Source organism: Paenibacillus favisporus (assembly GCF_040545415.1).
GTDB classification, from domain to species: Bacteria; Bacillota; Bacilli; order Paenibacillales; family Paenibacillaceae; genus Paenibacillus_AQ; species Paenibacillus_AQ favisporus.
The window spans coordinates 208,408-229,294 of the sequence record NZ_JBEPLV010000001.1; the positions used below are offsets into that span (position 1 = coordinate 208,408).

Sequence of the window (20,887 nt, forward strand, 5' to 3'; positions counted from 1 at the left end):
AGGCGTGCGTCCCATTTGGGATCGGCCGCTTGCATAAATAAAGAACCTTGGACAGGGGATGTCCAAGGTTCTTTGTGTCCGAAGCGCGTAACGCTTGCGGACGGTCCTCCAAACGGATTACCGGTGTTCGATCAGATCGATCGCACCCAGTACGATGTGGGCCAGACCGAATCCGACAATCCCCGTGGCGGCAAGCTTATACTTGCTGCCCAGCAGTGCGGCGCCGGAAGCGGTAACTACAGTTCCAAGAACGGCAGGAATCATTCCTTCACGCATGACGACACTCCTTTGGCTGTTGGTTTGGATAGACAAGGGTTATTTTTGTTTACCGTTCGGCGAATTATTCACCGTTGGCTAACATGGTGGGGGTGGAATTCAGGCCGATATGTAGATTTTCCCAATGGCATATTTGACATACTTGCTATACAATGGCTTAGCACTGTTATTTTCCGCATCCCTGTTAAACATTGGAGTTTGTATACATATTCAACATATCAAAAATAACATATTTACGCGAAACCGGCCTGTTACTACACTTTTTGTAAACGCTAACAAACAAAGCGCAGCAGCAGCCGATACCATCCTTCACCCAGAGCTGCGGAGAAAAAGCGTGGAGTAGGCTTTAGTCCGAATTCAAGGGGGGAAACTCCGAAGGGCCAACGTAAAGCCGCGCACAACAATGAACAGGAGGAATCATCTGATGAGAAAAAATCTAAAGCCTTGGGCCATCGTACTGTGCCTGTCCATGGTCGTCTCGCTGCTGGCCGCATGCGGTTCCGGCTCGAAGGATAGCGGGGACGGCGGTCAAGCCTCCGGCTCGGCGGATAGTGTACACAAGGAGGGCTTCCCGATCGTCGACAAGCCGATCACGCTGTCGGTATTTGCGCCTGACGTGGGCAGCGCCAAGTGGGATACGATGCAGGTATTTAAAGACATGGAGAAAATGACGAACATCAAGCTCACCTTCCAGACGGTTCCGGTCGACAGCTTCGAGACCAAGAAAAATCTGATTTTTGCGAGCGGCGACCTGCCGGATATTTTCTACGCTTCGGCTTTGACGCCGGCTGAGCAGGTGACGTACGGAAGTCAGGGAACGCTGATTCCGCTGGAAAAGCTGATTGATGAATATGCGCCGAACATCAAGAAGCTGCTGGACGAAAATCCGGACGTGCGGAAGTCGATCACAACCCCCGACGGTCATATTTACGCCCTGCCTTACGTGGATAAGGGTGCAGTATGGTACAAGAGCCCGCTGTACTATAACGGCAGCTTCCTCAAGAAGCTCGGTGTCACCAAGCTCCCGGAAACGCCGGACGAGCTGTACGATTACCTGAAACGGGTCAAGACCGAGGATCCGAACGGCAACGGCAAGGCGGACGAAATTCCGCTTACGTCGACCAAGCTGAAGGATATCCGTGTGCAGATGCTGGGCTTCTGGGGCATCTATGACGAGGTGTATTATGCCGACAAGCAGGGGAAAGTTCACTACACCCCGCAGGAGGAAGGGTTCAAGGAGTATCTGACCTTCCTGAACCGGCTGTGGAAGGACGATCTGCTTGACCATGAAACGTTCTCCCAGACCGACGACCAGAAGAAGGCCAAGGGCAAAAACAATCAGGTGGCTTTGTTCAACGACTGGCTGCCGTACTTTATGCTGGGCGGTGAGCCGAACACCGACAACCCGTTCATGGAGCCGCTGAAAACGGGCTTCCCGGACTCTCCGGTGGTCGCCAAGTCTTCGGGAATTTCCAAAAACGGAACATTTGCCATTTCGAGCACCAATCCCGCTCCGGAGGCAACGATGCGCTGGGTTGACTACCAGTACAGCTATGAAGGTTCTACGCTGTTCAACCAGGGGCCGGAAGGCGTGCTGTGGAAATACAAAGACGAGGCAAACCACGTCAAAGAATGGCTTCCGGTACCGGATGGAGGCGACCGCGAAAACTACCGCGGCAAGCTGACTCCGAACTACGGCATCACAACGCCGGGCGTCAGCCTTCCGGAAGTGAGCAAGGGACTGCGTTCCGACATCGACGAGTGGGTCGAAAAGGAGAACCAGGAGAAAATTTTGCCGTATGCCAAAGTGCCGTATCCGAACGTATTCTTGACGGAAGAGGAACAAACCGAGGTCACTTCGCTGCTGTCGGACCTGAACAACTACGTCGAGCAGATGGAAGCCAAGTTTGTGACCGGACAGGAGCCGCTGTCGAACTGGGACAAGTATAAAGCCCAGGTGAAGAAAATGGGCGGAGACCGCATCGTAGAAATCTACCAGGCCGCCTACGACCGCTGGGACGGTCAAGAGTCCAAGTAGATCAGCAGTGCGCGTGATGCAAGGGATGGAAAAAAGGTCGCCGATATGGCGGCCTTTTTTTGTTGAAGGACGAATTGAACTAAAATGACGACAACCATTGCGTTTCATTCCCAACATGGCGTGCCTGTAAATAAAAAACCTTCCCCATTTACATACCTGCCAAATTCGCGAGAAGCACACTTTTTCGCATACGTCGGCAATCCATGCTTCGATTCAGGCATACCAAGAGCGTTCCTCATCCCGATGAGTATGAGCGAAATAAATAATGCTTCGATTTGGGCCACATACTCATTGGGCAGCGGAAAGTGCTCGCCGTACCAATTGATGTACTGTTGTCTGGCAGTGGGATGAATAAAGGTACATGTGATGGCCAGATCAGTGAGAAAAGGACCGAATCCGCACGCGCCAAAGTCAATGGGATGGGCAGCCCCGTCTGCAAACACGATATTGGGAGGAACGATATCTCCGTGCAATACACCCCAAGTCAACCTGTTTTTAGGGAGTGTGTCCAGCAAAGCCATCGCTTTTTCCCCGGCGGCTTCAAGAATCTGAACATCATGTGCATCTAATAACCCTTCCCGCACCTGCTGCTTGAGCAGATCCAGAGCATTCTGTATGCGTTCACGATGAACCGTTGGACGGATAAAAGACGAAGGAGGCTGCCACATACTGGCATGCCGATGCAAAGCTGACGTCATTTCAGCGGTGGACTTCAATTCCTGATCGCTGGTAAAGTATTGTTTTTGCTCGCCTTCCACCCAACGGAGCATCGTACAACTTATATCGTCCACTTGTGTAACATAAGAACCCAGCCGATTACGTTTTGGCACAGCGAGGGTGAGATGGGTATCACGGTTAAGCGCGTCCAGCCATACCAGCTCAGATTCCAGCACATCCCGGCGCGTCCACATGGTTTCAAGCGTACTGATTTTAGATTTGTGAACACGCAGGCTGTACAGCAGCCCATGATGATCTTTAATTTTGAAAACCGCGGCACCGCTTTGTGCTACGGGCGACACGGATACAGCATTTATATCGTACTGAGCAAGCGCATGCTGCGCGATGATGGCAAGATCCATTCGATTCACACCTTCTAAAGGAAATAGCCCCTAACACCGGGGGATTGATAGGATACTGCGCTTTAGAGCTGAGCTACAGCTTAACGACAGGAATCCAAACCTCCATTTCGTACAGGTTGTTACCGCGATCGTAAGTCATTTCAAATTCGGGACCGTTTGCCGCTTCGTAATGAGAGCTAGGAAACCACTCGCCCCAGATCCGCCTCCACAAACCATGAATGTCATTTTGTCCACTCGGATTGATTCCGGTTGAAAAAATCGCATAAGACTGAGGGGGAATTTGAAGCTTTTCAAATCCTTCAGGCAAGCCGCTTTGGGGTAAAAAGTAACCGATCATGTACGAAAGTTGTTCTCCTTGCTTGTTGTATAAAGCCGCATGGAGCTGGCCGTGTTCGCCTAAACCTGCGGCAGCACGGATTCGTTTGACGGTTCCATCGGAAATACACTTTTGCCAAAACGCGGGTATTTCGATAAACGGATTCTCACCGTCGGCATGGATCACAGTCGAAACACCGAACATTTCAAAGGCAGGCTTTTCTTCCATTCTGTAGTTCATCTCGACATCTCCGCGAATCGAAATGTGAAAGGATAACCGAGGATAAGCCTTAAGCGACACACCGTTGTCGCGCGCAGCTTTTGGCATGACTCCGTGCATTTTTTTGAACGCCCTGGAAAATGCCTCGGGTGATTCGTAACCATACTTCAGTGCAATATCGATCACCTTTACACCACCGGATTGCAGTTCAAAAGCGGCTAGGGTAAGCCGTCTGCGCCGAATATACTCGGACAGCGAAACGTTTGTGATGAACGAAAACATGCGTTGAAAATGGTAAGCCGAGCAGCAGGCCGTTCCGGCCACTTGGTCATAGTCAATCTCTTCCGATAGATGCGTTTCGATGTATTCCAACGCATGATTCATGCGTTTCAGCCAATCCATACAGATCATCCCTTCAACATTAATTATATGGAGTACCGAAAATAAAGCCTTGCATTCCATGCACAGAAATATCAGGTATTCCGACTTGCCTTACCACACACGCATCGCATCTTCCTAAAAGAAAAAACGAACAGCTGAACAAATCAGCTGTTCGTTGTCAGTCCTGGAGCATTTCGCCGAGCAACACGCCGTCCGGATGGTTCAGCTTGCGGAATTGTCCCGGCGTGCAGCCGGTTTCCTTTTTAAACTTGCGGATAAAATTCGGGGTGTCGGCATACCCGACCCGGCCGATGATTTCCTTGAGCGGTTCCTGGGTCGTCACGAGCAGCCGCTTGACCTCCTCCATCCTTTTCTGCCAGATGTACTGGGTAAAGTTCAGCCCCACGTTGTCCTTAAACGTCCGGCTGAAATGCGAAGGAGAAATTTCAAACAGATCCGCCAGGCTCTCCAGGCTCAGGCTGTGATCCATAAAGTGCTGGTCAATATAGCCGAGCATCTGGTCCTTCAGCGAGCTCTCCTTATGCTTGGTCTCCTGCTGTACCTGCGTGCAGATATGGGAGGCGAGCTTCCTGAGCTGCCCCTCGAATTCATCCAGGGACTGAAAAGCGCTGCTGGTCGGAATCTCCTGCGTAATATGGTGGATGCCAAGCTCCGATGCGGTCTTCAGCATCGTATTGAGAATGTCAAAGCAGATGCAGCGGGAGAGCAGCGGTGATGGGCTGCCCTCTTTCAGGCTCGTCATCGCTTCGCCGATCATGTGGGCAGAGACGTCATGGCTGCCCTGTTTCAAGCTTTGGGACAGCTTCAGCAGCACGTTTTTCGGAATCCAGAAGGCTTCCTCGCTCGCCGGCGCCAGTTTTTCAAAGAACGTAATACCGCCTTTCTCCGACGGAGTATGGAACTCCAGCGCCGAGCAGGCTTCGATAAACGACTGATTAAGCTGCCCCGCATGTGAATATCCGGTGCCGACGCCCATGATGGGGTTAAAGTCGAACGCCTCAAGAATATTGCTGCGGACGGCATCGACGATCCGGCTCATATGGATGAAGCTCTCCATCGCCGGGTGCGGGTCAAAGCAGACGATGAGGGCCATCTGGTCCCGGCGCGGCAGCTCTACGCTGTAAGCGGATGCCCGGAGCCCGGGGATGTCCACTTCGGCTAGGAGGGAAGCGAGCGTCTGCCAATCCTGGTAATCCTGGGAAGGGTCAGCAAGCTCGCCTCGTTCCATGGCGATGACAAAAAACTGCGAACGGTCAAACCGGATATTAAAGGCTTCCAGCAGATCCGGCTCGAGCTCCCGGTCTTCTCCCTGCTGGAGCAGTTTCAGCAGGAGATGGTTCCGTGCGTACGGTTCCTGCAGGTCGGCACGGGAGCTGTATTCCTGCAGTGCGGAGCGGATATGCTCCAGTTCATTGCCCGGCAGGAGCGCATCTCCCGTTCCCCGGTCGTTTCTGGACTTCGAATTGGCGAAATCGACCAGGGCCGAAATCGGGTGATATTGTCTGCGGGCCAGAAGCAGGGCGATGCCGATGCCTGCCAGCACCACGATGCTGAACAGCATGATGATAAAGCTACGGATGTGCAGCACGCTGCTGAAAAACTGATCGCTTGGCATCAGCGTCACATACGTCCAGCCGTTCATGTCCGATTTGGTGGACACGACGGAATGTGCTTTTCCGCCCAGCTCCACGCTGTGAATGCCCGGATCGAGGGAAAACAGATGTCCCGTGTCCAGGCCGTTGATCGTTTCGCCGTGATTGTTGGCGGCCAGCACCTGTCCGTGGTTGTCGAAAATGTACGCCAGCCCCTTGTAGCTGCCCAAAATGGAATCGATCAGACCCGTGAGCTCCGACTCGTCGATCAAATACATGACCGTTGCGTGGGGATTCGGGCTGTTCGGCGTAATCGGCACCAGGTAGGCAAGCAGCGACTGCTGCCTGTAAGTGCCCCGGATCACCCGGTCCGCCGGACGCATTGTGGGAAAGGACACGTCGTTTAAATCGCCCATCAGGCTGTCTTTGGACCAATTCTGGAATATGTACTTCTCGCTGAACACGTCCAGGCTGCTAAGCCCCTGCGAGGAGTAAATCCGGTCATCATGATGAAAATATAAAAATACATCTCCGATGATGGAGCTGGTTGACTTATATTGATCCAGAGCGTCGATCGCCTCGCGGGAATAGAACGGATCATGGACCCTGTAAGAGATCAGGCGGTCGTCGTAGGCGATCCTTGAGGCGATGTCGCCGAGCTCCTTCATCCGTCCGTCGACGATGCTTTCCGCCTGCGTCAGCTGGTTCAGATGGCTTTGTTCGATTTCCTCCCGGAGGTTGCCCGCGGCGCTTTGATAGATGAAGACGGTTACAAAAACGAGAGGAAGCAGCAAAATAAACAGATAAGACCATATATATTTCAAAAACAGCTTCGATTTCAAGTACCTTCTGAGGTTACGCTTCAAACTTTCCGCCTCCCTTTGGTTTAATCATAACAAAAAATTCCCTATCGGACATGGAATAATTCCGGCTGGCGGGTTTTTTGGCGGGAAAAGTAGGGCTTGTCCACCAGGCTGGATACGTTGACTCGATGGATTTTTTTATATATAATATGTTTCAATGTTTCAACCATGAAAAACTGCAAATGAAGCGATGATAAGGGGTATTAGTTCCAGGGATGTCATGCAGAGAGCCGGCGGTGGGTGCAAGCCGGTTGACGATTTGGGATGAACTCGCCTTTGAGCTATGATGTGAAGCGCGTGCAGAACGCGTCAAGGATCATCGATTCACCCGCGTTAAGGGTGCAAAGGGAGCGGGGATAAAGCATGTCCTCCGCTAACTAGGGTGGTACCACGGGAATCAAACCTCTCGTCCCTAGCGATGATACGCTATGGATGAGAGGTTTTTTTGTTGCAAACATGAAAGACGAGCGCCGTGCCGTCCAGGACTAACGGGCGGGCAGCGGGCGCATTTTAGGAGGCAAATGAGCATGAGTAACCAAGAGCAGGTTCAAGGCCAGGGCTACCAGCACAAGGTGATTGAACCGAAATGGCAGAAGTATTGGGATGAGCATCACACATTCAAGACGACAGAGGATCCTGAAAAGCCGAAATTTTACGCGCTGGATATGTTTCCTTACCCGTCCGGAGCCGGGCTTCATGTCGGCCATCCGGAAGGGTACACGGCGACGGACATCGTCTCCCGCTTCAAACGGATGAAGGGCTATAACGTGCTGCATCCGATGGGTTGGGACGCATTCGGCCTGCCGGCGGAGCAGCATGCGATGGATAAGGGCGAGCACCCTCGGGAAATCACGATCAAGAACATTAACACGTTCCGGCGTCAGATCAAGTCGCTCGGCTTCTCTTATGACTGGGACCGCGAGATCAGCACGACCGATCCGGAATATTATAAATGGACGCAGTGGATTTTTATCCAGCTGTACAAACGCGGCCTCGCCTATGTTGCCGAAGTGCCTGTGAACTGGTGTGAAGCCCTCGGGACCGTACTGGCCAACGAGGAAGTCATCGACGGGAAGAGCGAGCGCGGCGGCCATCCGGTCGTCCGCAAGCCGATGCGCCAATGGATTCTGAAGATTACCGAGTATGCCGACCGGCTGCTGGAAGATCTGGATGACCTGGATTGGAGCGAAAGCCTGAAGGATATGCAGCGCAACTGGATCGGCAGATCGAAGGGCGCTGAAGTGCAGTTCGACATCGAGGGGCATGACGCCAAGCTGACGGTATTTACGACCCGTCCCGACACGCTGTTTGGAGCCACTTACTGCGTGCTCGCTCCGGAACAGGAGCTGGTAGAGCGCATTACGACGCCTGAACAGAAGGATGCGGTGAAGGCCTACCAGGAGCAGGCAGCCCGCAAGAGCGATCTGGAGCGCACCGATTTGGCCAAAGACAAAACCGGTGTGTTTACCGGAGCCTATGCCGTCAATCCAGTGAGCGGCGAGAAGCTGCCGATCTGGATCGCGGATTACGTGCTGGCAGGTTACGGAACCGGAGCTATTATGGCGGTGCCGGGGCATGATTCCCGCGACTGGGAATTCGCCAAGAAATTCGGCCTGAACATCGTGGAAGTGGTCAAAGGCGGAAACGTGCAGGAGGAAGCTTATACCGGGGACGGGGAGCATGTGAACTCGGGCCCGCTGAACGGACTGCACACCGAAGAAGCCATCGCTGCAATGATCGCGTGGCTTGAGGAGAACGGCAAAGGCCAGGGCAAGGTAACCTACCGCCTGCGTGACTGGCTGTTCAGCCGCCAGCGCTATTGGGGCGAGCCGATTCCGATTCTGCATCTGGAGGACGGCACGATGAAGACCGTTCCGGAGGATCAGCTTCCGCTGCTGCTGCCGGAGGTGGATCAAATCAAGCCGTCGGGTACAGGGGAGTCGCCGCTGGCCAACGTCACCGAATGGGTGGAGACGATCGACCCCGAGACGGGCATGAAAGCCCGCCGCGAGACCAATACGATGCCGCAATGGGCCGGCAGCTGCTGGTATTACCTGCGCTACATCGATCCGCATAATGCGGATGAGCTGTGCTCGACGGAGAAGCAGGAGGCATGGCTGCCTGTCGATCTGTACATCGGCGGAGCCGAGCATGCGGTGCTTCACCTGCTGTATGCCCGTTTCTGGCATAAATTCCTGTACGACCTCGGTGTCGTCACGACCAAGGAACCGTTCCAGAAGCTGATCAACCAAGGCATGATTCTGGGAACAAACAATGAGAAGATGAGCAAATCGCGCGGCAATGTCATTAACCCGGACGAAATCGTCGAGCAGTTCGGTGCCGACACACTTCGCGTGTACGAAATGTTTATGGGGCCTCTGGAAGCGACGAAACCTTGGAACGAGAACGGCGTGGAAGGCGCGCACCGCTTCCTCTCCCGCGTGTGGCGCCTGATCGTCAGCGAGGACGGCAGCCTCAGCAGCAAAATTATTGACGGCGATGGCAGCGATGAGTTCAAGCGGACATGGCATAAAACGATCAAGAAAGTGACCGACGACCTGGAGAATCTGCGCTTCAACACCGCGATCAGCCAGCTGATGATTTTCATCAACGAAGCCTACAAAGCGGATGCGCTGCCGCGTCTGGCGATCGAGAACTTCGTGCAGATGCTGTCGCCGCTCGCTCCGCACATCGCGGAAGAGCTTTGGGAGCGTCTGGGCCATCAGGAGAGCATTACTTACGTACCGTGGCCGTCCTATGACGAATCTTGGACCGTGGAATCGGAAGTCGAAATCGTCATTCAGGTCAACGGCAAAATCGTTCAGCGGGCGATGATCGCCAAAGATATGAGCCAGGAAGCCATGCAGGAACACGCCATGTCGCTGCAGAACGTGCAGCAGGCCATTGACGGGAAAACCGTACGTAAGGTCATTGCGGTACCGGGTAAGCTTGTAAACATCGTTGCGAACTAATCGGCACCGGGGCCGCCGAACTGGGCGTCACACTTTTCCAGATCCTCTTTGTATTTGCCGTGGGTTGTGGCGATCAGACGGTGAAAGACGCCGGTTAAGCTGCTGTCCAGCAGGGCAAGCGCCTCGGCGGTAATGCCGCCGGGAACGGTTACCCGCTTCTGCAGCTCATGGGGCGTAAAGCCTCCCTGCGTCAGCAGTTTACCCGTACCGAGGAGCATTTCCCCGGCGATCCACGTCAGTTCGCCGCGGTCCATGCCGGTCGTTTCTACGGCGGCGTTGATCCACTGATCCAGAAAAAAGCTTAAAAAGGCAGGCCCGCAGCTGGATAAATCCGATGTGATCCTGACAAAGGATTCATCGATGAGGATGGGCTTGCTGATGGGAGACAGGAGATGCTCGATGAGCTGCCTGTCTTCCTCTTTTATCCGGCTGCCATACATACATAGACAGACGCCGCTTTGAACGCGGTGGGCCACGCTCGGAATGATCTTGGCCACCTTACAGCACAAAGCCGACTCCAGGTGATGGATCTGCACCGGACTCGTGATGGATACCACCATTTGATCGGGCCGAAGCGTACTCCCGATTTCATCCAGAATTGCTTTAAATTGAAGCGGCTTCACGCATAAAAAGATCAGATCGCTGTTGTGCGCGGTTTCCGCGTTGCTGGTGCATACATGCAGACCGGGGTGTCGCTGCTGGAGCCGGATAACCTTCTCGGGGGTACGGTTGCTGGCATAGACCTGGTTTGGAGCGAGCGAACCCGAATCAATCAGGGCCTCAAGCAGCAGGCTGCCCATGCTGCCGGTTCCGATAAATCCTACCTTCATATAGGTTCCCTCCTTTCGTGCTTCGCAGTAACGACATGATCGTTCCCATTAGTGTATGCGCTATAACTTGGCCACCATGACGGCTAATTCAGGATTATAGAGTTATAAATTTTCAGTGTATGTTATTCTGTACTTCATCTATGGACCGACAGCGAGTCATTTCAAGTCATTTCATAGAATCGGGGTGTCATGTTGTGAAAAGAATATCGGCAGTCGTCAGCATCGTTTGTGCCGTGCTGGGAAGCGGGGCCATTCTGCTGTCAGGAGTTCATACAAGCAGCGGCATGGAGCAGTGGCAGCCGCTCAACGGCAGGGTAGAAAGCGTGCTGAACGAAAAAGCGGGTGGTTCGGCAGGCGAATTACCTAAAGGCGCCGCGGCAGCGGATGACAAACAAAAGCAGGAGCAAGGTTCTAAGCAGGACGCCAAGCAGGACGCCGTACCCTCGGGATCCGCGCAGGCGAATGAAAGCCGAAATACGGCAGATCGAGCGCAGAGTTCGGGGGATGAATTGGCGGCGGGCCAAGCGGCAAACGGAAGCACCCATTCTGACGCTGGACTGGCGGCGAATGAGGATTCAGGGCCGGCAGGAACTTCGTCCAAGCAACCACCGGCTGGAGGTTCGGCTGACACGGTGTCCGGTTCGCAGACAGATGCCGGAGGGCAGGGCAAAAAGGTCAACGTCAATACCGCAGGACTAACGGAGTTGACCGATCTTCCGGGGATCGGTGAGGCCAAGGCCAAAGCCATTCTGGAATACCGCAATCAGCACGGACCGTTCAAATCGGTTGCGGATTTGGACAAGGTCAAAGGCATCGGACCCAAAATGCTGGAAAAAATGAAGCCGTACATCCAGCTGTAGGTTATCCGTTAGGCGCTAAATGCGTTGTCTCCCATGTAGGTATATCGGTAAACGTTTTTCTTGTGATACAATATGTACACATTCTACGGAAATCAGGTGATGGATTCATGACGGTTGATACCCGAAAAGACTGGGACACTTACTTTATGGATATTGCATATATGGTATCGACGCGTTCCCGCTGTTCCCGGCGCCATGTCGGAGCCGTGCTCGTTCAAGGGAAGAAGCTGCTGGGCACCGCGTATAACGGAGCGCCGATGGGCGTACCGGACTGCTCGGAAGCGGGGTGCATGATCGCTGAGGAGTACGAGCTTGTGGACGTGGACGGGAAGCAGGAAATGGTGAAAAAGCAGCGCTGCGTCCGGACGATTCATGCCGAGCAAAACCTGCTGCTGTTCACCGACCGCATCGACCGGGAAGGCAGCTCCGTCTATGTTACGGACGAGCCCTGTTGGACCTGCGCCAACATGCTGGCGAACAGCGGCGTGACCGAGATCGTGTATCACCGTCCGTATCCTAAGGATACGGAGAAGGTTACGGAAATGATGCGGCAGAAGGGCATTACCTTCCGCCGGCTGCCCGTCTATGAGCCGCCACGGGAAACGGTGATGACGGTGGCGGATTAATTGACAGAAAGACTAAACATACGGTTACACAGGAATATTCGGGAATATGGAATAAACCATCATTAGGGGAAGGACCTCTGTCCGCAGCACGGCTGCCGGCAGGGGTCCTTTTTTGGTTTTCGTAAAAGAAGGCGCAGGCGAAGTGCGCATGAGAAACCGTCGGAAGCCTATATGTAAAGAAGGGAAGTGTATGATATGAAACAAAGACCGCTGATCGTATTCACGGTAAGCTGGATCGCCGGCAGCAGCGCAGCCTATGCTTGTTCGGGTCCAAGGCTGCTTCTCCTGATCGCAGGCGCATCGCTGCTGCTGGCAGCGCTCGGTATGTACCGGAGAGACTTCCTCCGGACCGTGATCATCATCTGGTGCGCCTTAGCGGCGTCGGGAGCGTATTGGGAGCTGCAGGAAGCCGCAAATGTATCCAAGCTCCCCGAAGCCCTCCAGGCGGCTGATGCTGCCCAAATCGACGGAGCCAGTGTCCGAATGACAGGCATGATCGCCTCCGCCGTCGAAGTCGACGGGGACCGAGCCGATTTTGTCATGAGCGTTCGGCAAGCGGTACCTATCGACGGGAACACAGCCAGCAGAGAACCCAACTCACGGGATGCCGGAACGAGTACGGGCAGCGAGCGTACGGTGTCCGAAAAGGTCATGGTGCAGGTCAAGCTAAAAAGCCGGCAGGAGCAGGAAGCTGCCCGCCAATGGCAGCGGGGGGACCGGGTCCGGATTTCCGGCAGCCTCGCGCAGCCGCAGAGCGCCCGGAACTTCGGCGGCTTCGATTACCGTCAGTACCTGGTGACCCAGAAAATTCACTGGTTGTTTAAAGCCGCCGGTGCCTCCAATGTCCAGGCTTCAGCTCCGTCCGGCCTTGGCATGACCCTTCTTCTGCGCTGGAACGATCAGGCGAGGAACAGCTTGAGCGGAATGATCGACCGGATTTTCCAGGAACCCCATGCCGGTTATATGAAGGGGCTGATCATCGGGCTTCAAGACGACCTGGATCCCGAAACCTACGCAGAATTCTCCCAACTGGGCCTGACCCATATTTTGGCGATCTCGGGTATGCACGTCGCCGTGTACGTTGGCTGTTTGCTCTATATTTTTTCCCTGCTGCGCCTCTCCCGTGAAAAATCGCTGCTGCTTGTCATGCTGCTCGTGCCCCTGTACGTTCTTCTGTCCGGTGTCAGTCCGTCCGTCGTGAGGGCGGGGATTATGAGTATGATCGGGCTGTATGCAGCCCGAAAGGGGATGCTGAAGGACGGATTGAACATCCTCAGCGCGGCGGCGCTGCTCATGCTGCTCTGGAATCCATATTATCTGCTGAGCGTAAGCTTCCAGTTGTCGTTTCTCGTGACGGCAGGCCTGATGGTCTATGTTCCGTTGATACATCCGCAGCTGTCCTTTCTGCCGTCCAAAATCGCCGGTGCGGTCGGCGTTACCCTTATTGCCCAACTCGTGTCTTTTCCGCTGACGATCTATTATTTCAATCAGTTCTCTTTACTATCGTTTGCGGCCAATTTTGTGCTCGTTCCCTTCATTACCTTTCTCGTTCTCCCTGTGGGGACGGCAGCGCTGCTCATCGGCTCGTTATGGCTGTCCGGGGGCAAGATGCTGGCAGCGGCAGCCGAGTGGCTGGACGATCTGTCTTTCTGGCTGGTGAAATGGATGAACGGGTATCCGCAGTTCGTGACGATCTGGAAGTCACCTTCGCCGGTTTGGATTGCTTCCTATTTTATAGCGCTGTATGGGCTGCTCTATTTCGGAAAAGGGTGGTCGCTCAGCCGGCGGCAGATGGCGGTGGAGCCGGACGCGACCGTGCCGCTGGAGGTGCCGCCTGCAGCCCGCCGCCCTGAAGCGGCTTTGCAGTCAAAGACGAAAACCCGGCTTGCCGCTGGAGCGCTTGGGGGACTATGCATACTCATCGTTCTTCTGTACGCGGGATACCAGCCGGAGCACTTCCGCGGGGCAGGAGCAGTGCAGGTGCTGGACGTGGGGCAGGGTGACAGCATTTTGATCACGACTCCGCAAGGAAAGCACCTTCTGGTCGACGGGGGCGGTACCGTCAGCTTCCGCAAGGCGGAGGACGGGTGGAAGGAGCGGAAGCAGCCGTTTGAGGTCGGCGCCAAGGTTCTCGTTCCATTATTAAAGAAGCGGGGAATCCATAGGCTGGACGCGGTCATCGTAACGCACGGGGACCAGGATCACGCCGGTGGCATGCAGGCGGTGCTGGATCAGATTCCGGTCGGGGCGTTTTTATTCAATGGGACGATGGCCGGCACGGCTGCCTTTGATCGGCTGATGGCTGCCGCCGTAGACAAGCATATTCCGATTTATGCCATTCACCAAGGAATGAACTATGCCCCGGACGGCCGGACGCAGCTGGTTTTTCTCGGCCCGATCCTGTCGCAGACCGATCAGGAGGCGCTGCCGGTCGTCAAGGACCAGAACCATGACTCGGTCGTGTTCATGCTCGAAATGAACGGGGGACGCTTCCTGTTCACCGGAGATATGGACAAGGCGTCCGAGGAGCAGATTCTTGAGACACTGGACTCTGGCCGGCTTGATGAGGCGGTGGCGGATAATGGGCAAGGCGTCCATGAGCCGGCGCTGCAAACCGCGGGCGAAATGCTGGAAGCACCCGTGGATGTGATCAAAATCGCGCACCACGGCAGCAAGACAGCCAGTTCGGCGGAATGGCTGAGCCGGTGGAAGCCCGCAGCAGCCGTTATTTCGGCCGGCGTGAACAATCTGTACGGCCATCCGCATGCCGATGTGCTGCAGCGGATTTCCGAGGAAGGAGCGGCCGTTTACAGGACCGATCTGCAGGGGGAAATCCAATTTTCGGTAAAATCCGGGAAAATCCGTGTCAGAACCAAGCTGATAACAAAATCGTAATGATTTGTCTATGAAAAACGCTTAGAATAATGAGGTTGGCCGCAGAATCTTCAGGTGACTCCGCCTCTGGAATTTGGTATTCTTAATTGTGGTTTTCATCAGCAGAGATGAAGTAAAACGGTGGTGTCACCCTTGACGTACATACCTTCCGGATTTTTACGGGAAGCAGATTTAACAAAACGATTACGGGTGGATCGAAGCAGAAGAAAAAACCGCTTTCGGTTGAAGGTTATATCCGGTTTTTTAGGAATGGCAAGCACTCCCGGGGCCTGCCTTTTCAGCAACTTTAAAAATGTGGTTACAAATTGCAACAATTTGCTGGTCTTACACGTCTGTAAGATTGCAGGGAGAGGGGGATCCTTTGTGGTAGAGCAGGGACTCATCAGAGCCGCTCAATCGGGCGATCGCGACGCTCTAATCACCCTATTAAGAGAAATTGAACAACATGTTTACAGGACAGCTTTTTATATTCTGAATAATGAGCAGGATGCGCTCGACGCTTCCCAGGAAGCATTGATTCGGATTTATACCAAAATCGATTCCTATGAAGAGAAGGCACAGTTTAAAACGTGGATACAGCGGATCGTCACGAACATCTGTATCGACAAGTTCCGGCGGACGAAGCCTACGGTTTCGATCGACGAACATGAGCTCGTTTTTCAGGACAAACAGAATGTTGAGAAAGAGGTTTTATCCTCTTATTTGGCCCAGGACATCCAGGAGGCCATCAATCAACTGCCGGATCATCACCGGACTGTGATCGTCCTTAGATATTTGCAGGATTTCTCCTACAATGAAATCGCTGACTGTCTCAACCTGCCGCTGAATACGGTGAAATCCTATTTATTCAGGGCCAGACAGCAGCTGCAGAACATGCTCCAAGAGCATCAGAAAGGTGGTGTATCAGGATGAAGTGTCCAGAGGTGGTGGAGTGGATGCACCGTTACTTGGATTACGACTTGGACGAAGAGGAAACCGTCAAGCTCTATGAACATTTGAAGACATGCCCTGAGTGTGCGGATACCTTTCGGCTGCTGAAATCGTTGTCCAGAGACCTCGAAGATTTGCCAAAAGTAACGCCTAAGTTCAGTCTCGTCGATGCCATCATGCCTCAGCTGGATGCGATCGATCAGGCGCGCCACGAGAAGAGCGCATCGCTCGAAGAAATGCCGGCGCCAGCCGAAATGGTACCTGTTCCGTCCCGTCCGGCCCGCAAGGGCAAGTTCTGGAATACGGTAGCTGGACGTACAGCGCTCGGAGGCGCTGCGGCTGTAGTCATTCTTGGGGTGGCGGTGCTGAATTACAATCCGAAGCAACTATCTACGGCGGAAGAGCCGCCTGTTAATACGGCAGCCTCCAACGAGGCAGGCAGCATGGACGCGGCGGCGACCTCAGGCGCAGAACAATCGAAGAGCAACGTTGTCGAACAAGATACAGGTTCTTCCGAGCCCGCACAGGGTCCTTCAGAAGAGAAAACGCCGGCATCATCGGATCCTTCGCAGCTCAGCGAGAGCCAAGTTGGCGGCAGCGACACAGCGTCTAGCGACAAGGCCGCCGGCCAGGAGGCCCAGACCTATGCGCAGCATCAGGACTCGTCCAACACTCCGGCCCAGGATGCGGAGACCAGCCGGAAAGCGGACACCGGCAGCCAGGACAATGCCGGCAAAGCCGGATCCACTGAATCGGCTGACAATGGCACCGGCAAGCAGGAAGGGGATGATGGCCAGGCGACGCTAAGCGCTCCAACCGACACGGAGAGCCCGCCTCCGAAAGGGGATGAGGTTCAGAAGGACATCGTTCCTCCGGATGGAGACGGCGGTCAAGCGGCGGATAGCTCCACTCCTGAGGTTAACGGATCTCAAGAAGGCGACACGTCGGGACAAATGGGCATTATGGCCATTAAGCCTAAAGCAGATTCGAACAAGTTCTATTCTCCTGACGGTCAGTATGCGGCCTCTGTCGAAAACAAAAAGCTGGTCATCTACAGCGTAACTTCGGACGGAAGCTCCAAGCAGGTAAGCTCCCTTGATCTGCCGGGAACGTGGGTATCGGGCGTGTGGTCTGCCGACAGCACCGTGTTTACGTACCAGACCACGGATGCCAGCGGCTCGACGGTAAGCCAGACGTATCAGGTGGGCAAACAGGACGGCTCCACACCGTAAGCCGCCTGATGACAAAGCATAAAAAAATGTGCTGCTCATGATGCACACATGATAGAGATATGGAATAGGTTATATTACGCAGGATCCAAAACGTCGTATGACCACCGGCGGTTAAGTTTCTAGAGCTTTTCACGCCGGTGTTTATAATAGATGTGCTGGAACAAAGGGACCTTATGCGAACAGCAGGGGTCCTTTTGTTGTTGCGCGACCCGTAATTCGGCCTGCCGGGGGGAGGCCTGTTTTTCTTCCCCGCCGTTTTTGGTAAAATGGGTGTAGCGCTTTTTTTGGCCGGATGGACGGGGCATCGGAATGATGTACCTTGCGGAACGGGATTAGCAGATATCAATGGGCATGGATAGAGAGAAGGGGGAGCAACAATGGATGTAAAGGCGGCGGTGAAAGCGATCAGGCAGGGTGATGTATCGCCGGTCTACCTCCTGTACGGAACCGAGAAATACCAGATGAATGAATTTACCTCACTGATGGAGGACCAGCTGCTGCAGAAGGAGGAGCGGGATTTTGCGATCGTACACTATGATCTGGCCGACACCCCGATCCAGGAAGTCGTGGAAGAGGCCGAGATGATTCCTTTTATGGTGCAGCGAAAGCTTATTTTTGTCCGGGATGCTTCCGTTTTTACTGCAGGAAAGGATTCAGGCAAAGTCGAACACCGCATGGAATCGCTGCTCGAATACATAGGTAATCCGGCGGAATACAGCGTGCTGATCTTCCTGGTGAACAACGAGAAGCTGGACGAGCGCAAAAAGGTCGTTAAGGCGGTGAAAAGCGCCGGCACGGTGCTTTCCTTTATGCCGATGGGCAGCGACGAGCTGCTGCGGTGGATCGAGAAGAAGGCCAAGCAGCGCGAATGCAGCTTCGCCCCGGGGGCGGCGGAGATGCTGGTCCGCAACGCGGGCACACAGCTGCAGACGCTTGCAGCCGAAGTGGACAAGCTGTGCCTGTATGCCGGCAGCGGCGGCACCGTGACGACGGACATCGTGGACAGGCTGGTGGCGCGGAGCACGGAGCAGAACGTATTTGCCCTCGTTGAGGAGATCGCCAATCTGCGGCTGGATCAGGCGCTGGGCATCTTCTATGAGCTGCTGAAGCAGAAGGAGGAGCCGATCAAAATCGCGGCGCTGATCGCCCGCCAATTCCGCATTATTTTGCAGGTGAAGGACCTCGGCGGCCAAAGCTATTCGCAGCAGCAAATCGCTTCCCAACTGGGACTGCATCCTTATGCGGTCAAGATTGCCGGGGAGCAGGCGCGCAAGTTTCAGCCGAACCAGCTGAAGGCGATCCTCAGCAGGCTCGGAGATCTCGATTACCAGATGAAGACCGGGGCGATTGATAAAGTGCTCGGCCTGGAGCTGTTCCTGCTCAGACTGGCGGGGTAGCGAAACAATTGAATAGATGTGAAAGAGGCACCGTTTTTACGCTTTGGAGCGTAAGGGCGGTGTTTTTTATTTTATTATTCATTCCTTGGAGTCAATACTTCCATGGATTTAAATGCGTTGGAATAAATGAATGAATTTTTTTATGATGGGTTTGACATCAATGAATGTTCTCGGCTTTTAGAGAAAGGAGCTTGTTATCATGTTCAAACTGATCTATCTGATTGATTTTATCGTCTTGTTTCTCTTGATTGGGATGTGGGCGGTGATAGCGAATCGTTTGAGCCGTCTTCCCTACCGATCCACAAAAAAGGAGCTGCAGCGAAGTATCGTGCGGTTCATGATCCCTTTCTTTATCGCTCAAGGTCTGGTCATTGCCGAAGTCGTCATCCTGTTTTTATTAGGGACGTATGGATGGGAATTTATAAAAGAGAAGGTCCTCCTTACCATGCCGCTGTTCATTCCTTCGGCAATCTCTACGATAGTACCCCTCTCGATGCTGCGCAAGATCACCAGCCGAATATCGGAAAATCTACAATCCACTGTAGACGAAACGGATCGGAAGGTCCTGACCTCACCCGGGCTTATGCTTCCCGTGCAAGCGGCTCTGATCAGTTCGATCGCAGGCTGTTACTTTTCCTATGTTGTTTACCCGTTTGAGTTAAATGTGTTACATGCCGTTATTCTATGGCTGTCCTTCGCTGCGGTTATCGTTGTTTTGTGGTTTCGGCAACAACGCCTCAGCCGAAAACGAGTCAAAGCCAATTATGCGATGACGGTATCTACAAGACTTCAGCATGCGGTAATCTCCAGTGCCTGCCTTGCGATTCTCATTGGCGGCTGGTACGCCTTATCGATGAAAGCGTCCGTACTGCCTGACCATATGAATATGGGCAGCATGGATCACGAAATGGATATGCAGGCGATGAATCATTCCATGAACCATTCCATGAGTAATACCATACGTAATACCATGAAAGTTAAAGAAATAAGCGTAACCGCATTAACAGGTCCTCAAACCGAGAAAGCAGACCGCCATTTCGAATTGGTCGCCCAGAAGAAGCAAGTGAAATTAAGTTCCGGCAAGACGATGGAGGCCTGGACCTTTAACGGGATTGCTCCGGGGCCGGAATTACGCGTGAAACAAGGGCAGATTGTTGAAGTTGTTTTGAAAAATAAAGATATTGAAGAGGGGGTGACGATTCACTGGCATGGCTATAATGTGCCGAATGCAGAAGACGGCGTTGCCGGGGTGACCCAAGATTCTGTGCCGCCCGGTGGAACGCATGTATACCGTTTCGAAGCCAAACAAGCGGGAACGTATTGGTACCACTCCCATCAACAATCGGCCAAACAAGTGATCAAAGGGCTGTTCGGTTCGCTCATCGTTGAACCAAACGATCTTCCCCAGCTCAATACGAAGGACATCACCGTACTAAGCCACGCTTGGCAATTGTCGGACGGCAGCGCATTAACCCCGACGTATGGGCTAAAGGACACGCTGGATCGTCAAACGATTCCAGCCGGCACCCAGGTCAAATTGCGCCTGATTAACGCCCAGAACTACCCGCAAACGTTCCAACTATCGGGAGTCCCGTTCGAAGTGACGGCAATTGACGGCAACGAGATTCACTCGCCCACCGACATAAAGGATCAGAAGCTAATGATCGCCGGCGGAGGACGATATGATATTTTATTCACCATGCCCAAAACGCCTGTAAGATTGAGCAGCCGAAGTGAGGCAGGCGTCACTCCGGGGATCGTTTTTAGTGAGGCGGTCACCCATTCAACCCCGGCTATAAATGAAAAAAATGCTGTCTTTGATCCGGGGACTTACGGGGAGAAGCAACCGACTCCTTTCGGCATCCACAGCAAGTTTGACCGTACCTTCAACATCGTTTTGGATTCGCGCCTCGGGTTCTACAATGGTAAAATATACGCTTTATATACCATTAACGGACGCGTCTTTCCGGACACACCTATGTTAACGGTCAAAGAAGGTGATCTGGTAAAAACAACTTTTATTAACCGCGGGTGGGATCATCATCCGATGCATCTTCATGGGCATACGATGCTCGTCCTCAGCCGGAACGGAAAACCAACGACAGGGAGCCCTTGGTGGACCGATTCGCTGGATGTCGCTCCCGGTGAAGTCTATGAAGTTGCGTTTCAGGCAGATAATCCGGGGATCTGGATGGATCATTGCCATAATTTATGGCATGCCGAAAAGGGAATGACGATGCACTTGTCCTATGAAGGGATCACCACACCGTTTGAGGTCGGAAAGAAAACATCCAACCAGCCGGAATAAGTCATGGGTTCACCCTGAGCTATATTTTAACTAGACACAGCGGGTCGCGAAG

The 20,887-nt window shown here is 53.6% G+C and carries 14 protein-coding genes and 1 other annotated feature; of the genes, 9 read left to right on the forward strand and 5 right to left on the reverse strand.

Annotated elements, in window-relative coordinates; genetic code table 11:
* Window positions 1–117: 117 nt before the first annotated feature.
* Window positions 118–276 carry an asparagine synthase gene (locus ABID47_RS01000; protein ID WP_076169753.1) on the reverse strand — a complete coding sequence of 53 codons (159 nt, stop codon included), beginning with the start codon at window positions 274–276 and terminating at the stop codon, window positions 118–120.
* Window positions 277–700: 424 nt separating this feature from the next.
* Here ABID47_RS01000 and ABID47_RS01005 point away from each other — a divergent pair, with 424 nt between their 5' ends.
* Entirely contained in the window at window positions 701–2,314 is a 1,614-nt protein-coding gene (locus ABID47_RS01005; RefSeq protein WP_354494610.1) for a type 2 periplasmic-binding domain-containing protein, read from the forward strand.
* 104 nt (window positions 2,315–2,418) lie between these two features.
* Here ABID47_RS01005 and ABID47_RS01010 read toward each other — a convergent pair whose 3' ends face one another.
* From ABID47_RS01010 to ABID47_RS01020, 3 genes are all read right to left on the reverse strand, one after another.
* Window positions 2,419–3,393, reverse strand: a complete 975-nt coding sequence (locus tag ABID47_RS01010) for a phosphotransferase enzyme family protein (RefSeq protein WP_354494612.1) — start codon at window positions 3,391–3,393, stop codon at window positions 2,419–2,421.
* A gap of 73 nt (window positions 3,394–3,466) precedes the next feature.
* A complete protein-coding gene (locus ABID47_RS01015) occupies window positions 3,467–4,330 on the reverse strand; it encodes an AraC family transcriptional regulator (protein WP_354494614.1) in 864 nt (287 codons plus the stop codon).
* A 157-nt stretch (window positions 4,331–4,487) separates the two neighbouring features.
* On the reverse strand, window positions 4,488–6,788 hold the full coding sequence (locus ABID47_RS01020) for a helix-turn-helix domain-containing protein (RefSeq protein ID WP_354494616.1): 2,301 nt from the start codon (window positions 6,786–6,788) through the stop codon (window positions 4,488–4,490).
* A gap of 178 nt (window positions 6,789–6,966) precedes the next feature.
* Window positions 6,967–7,202, forward strand: a binding site (T-box leader).
* Between the two features lie 110 nt (window positions 7,203–7,312).
* Here ABID47_RS01020 and leuS point away from each other — a divergent pair.
* Window positions 7,313–9,757 carry a leucine--tRNA ligase gene (gene leuS / locus ABID47_RS01025; RefSeq protein WP_354494618.1) on the forward strand — a complete coding sequence of 815 codons (2,445 nt, stop codon included), beginning with the start codon at window positions 7,313–7,315 and terminating at the stop codon, window positions 9,755–9,757.
* Here leuS and comER read toward each other — a convergent pair.
* The gene (gene comER, locus ABID47_RS01030; RefSeq protein WP_354494620.1) at window positions 9,754–10,587 is read right to left on the reverse strand and encodes a late competence protein ComER; all 834 of its coding nucleotides are present in this window, start codon (window positions 10,585–10,587) and stop codon (window positions 9,754–9,756) included. The two genes, leuS and comER, sit on opposite strands and share 4 nt — an antisense overlap.
* A 194-nt stretch (window positions 10,588–10,781) precedes the next feature.
* Here comER and ABID47_RS01035 point away from each other — a divergent pair, with 194 nt between their 5' ends.
* The 7 genes from ABID47_RS01035 (at window position 10,782) to ABID47_RS01065 (ending at window position 20,835) form a co-directional block, all read left to right on the forward strand.
* A complete protein-coding gene (locus tag ABID47_RS01035) occupies window positions 10,782–11,447 on the forward strand; it encodes a ComEA family DNA-binding protein (RefSeq protein ID WP_354494622.1) in 666 nt (221 codons plus the stop codon).
* Window positions 11,448–11,554: 107 nt separating this feature from the next.
* On the forward strand, window positions 11,555–12,073 hold the full coding sequence (locus ABID47_RS01040) for a deoxycytidylate deaminase (protein WP_076169763.1): 519 nt from the start codon (window positions 11,555–11,557) through the stop codon (window positions 12,071–12,073).
* A gap of 195 nt (window positions 12,074–12,268) precedes the next feature.
* On the forward strand, window positions 12,269–14,968 hold the full coding sequence (locus tag ABID47_RS01045; RefSeq protein ID WP_354494624.1) for a ComEC/Rec2 family competence protein: 2,700 nt from the start codon (window positions 12,269–12,271) through the stop codon (window positions 14,966–14,968).
* A 363-nt stretch (window positions 14,969–15,331) separates the two neighbouring features.
* Window positions 15,332–15,880: an RNA polymerase sigma factor gene (locus ABID47_RS01050; RefSeq protein WP_076169765.1), complete on the forward strand. Its 549-nt coding sequence runs from the start codon at window positions 15,332–15,334 to the stop codon at window positions 15,878–15,880.
* Window positions 15,877–17,130, forward strand: coding sequence for a zf-HC2 domain-containing protein (locus ABID47_RS01055; RefSeq protein WP_354494627.1), 1,254 nt, complete (start codon window positions 15,877–15,879; stop codon window positions 17,128–17,130). The genes ABID47_RS01050 and ABID47_RS01055 overlap by 4 nt, the downstream gene beginning before the upstream one ends.
* Before the next feature lie 377 nt (window positions 17,131–17,507).
* Window positions 17,508–18,527 carry a DNA polymerase III subunit delta gene (holA, locus tag ABID47_RS01060; protein WP_116229471.1) on the forward strand — a complete coding sequence of 340 codons (1,020 nt, stop codon included), beginning with the start codon at window positions 17,508–17,510 and terminating at the stop codon, window positions 18,525–18,527.
* A 199-nt stretch (window positions 18,528–18,726) separates the two neighbouring features.
* A complete protein-coding gene (locus tag ABID47_RS01065) occupies window positions 18,727–20,835 on the forward strand; it encodes a multicopper oxidase family protein (RefSeq protein WP_354494629.1) in 2,109 nt (702 codons plus the stop codon).
* Window positions 20,836–20,887 lie beyond the last annotated feature (52 nt).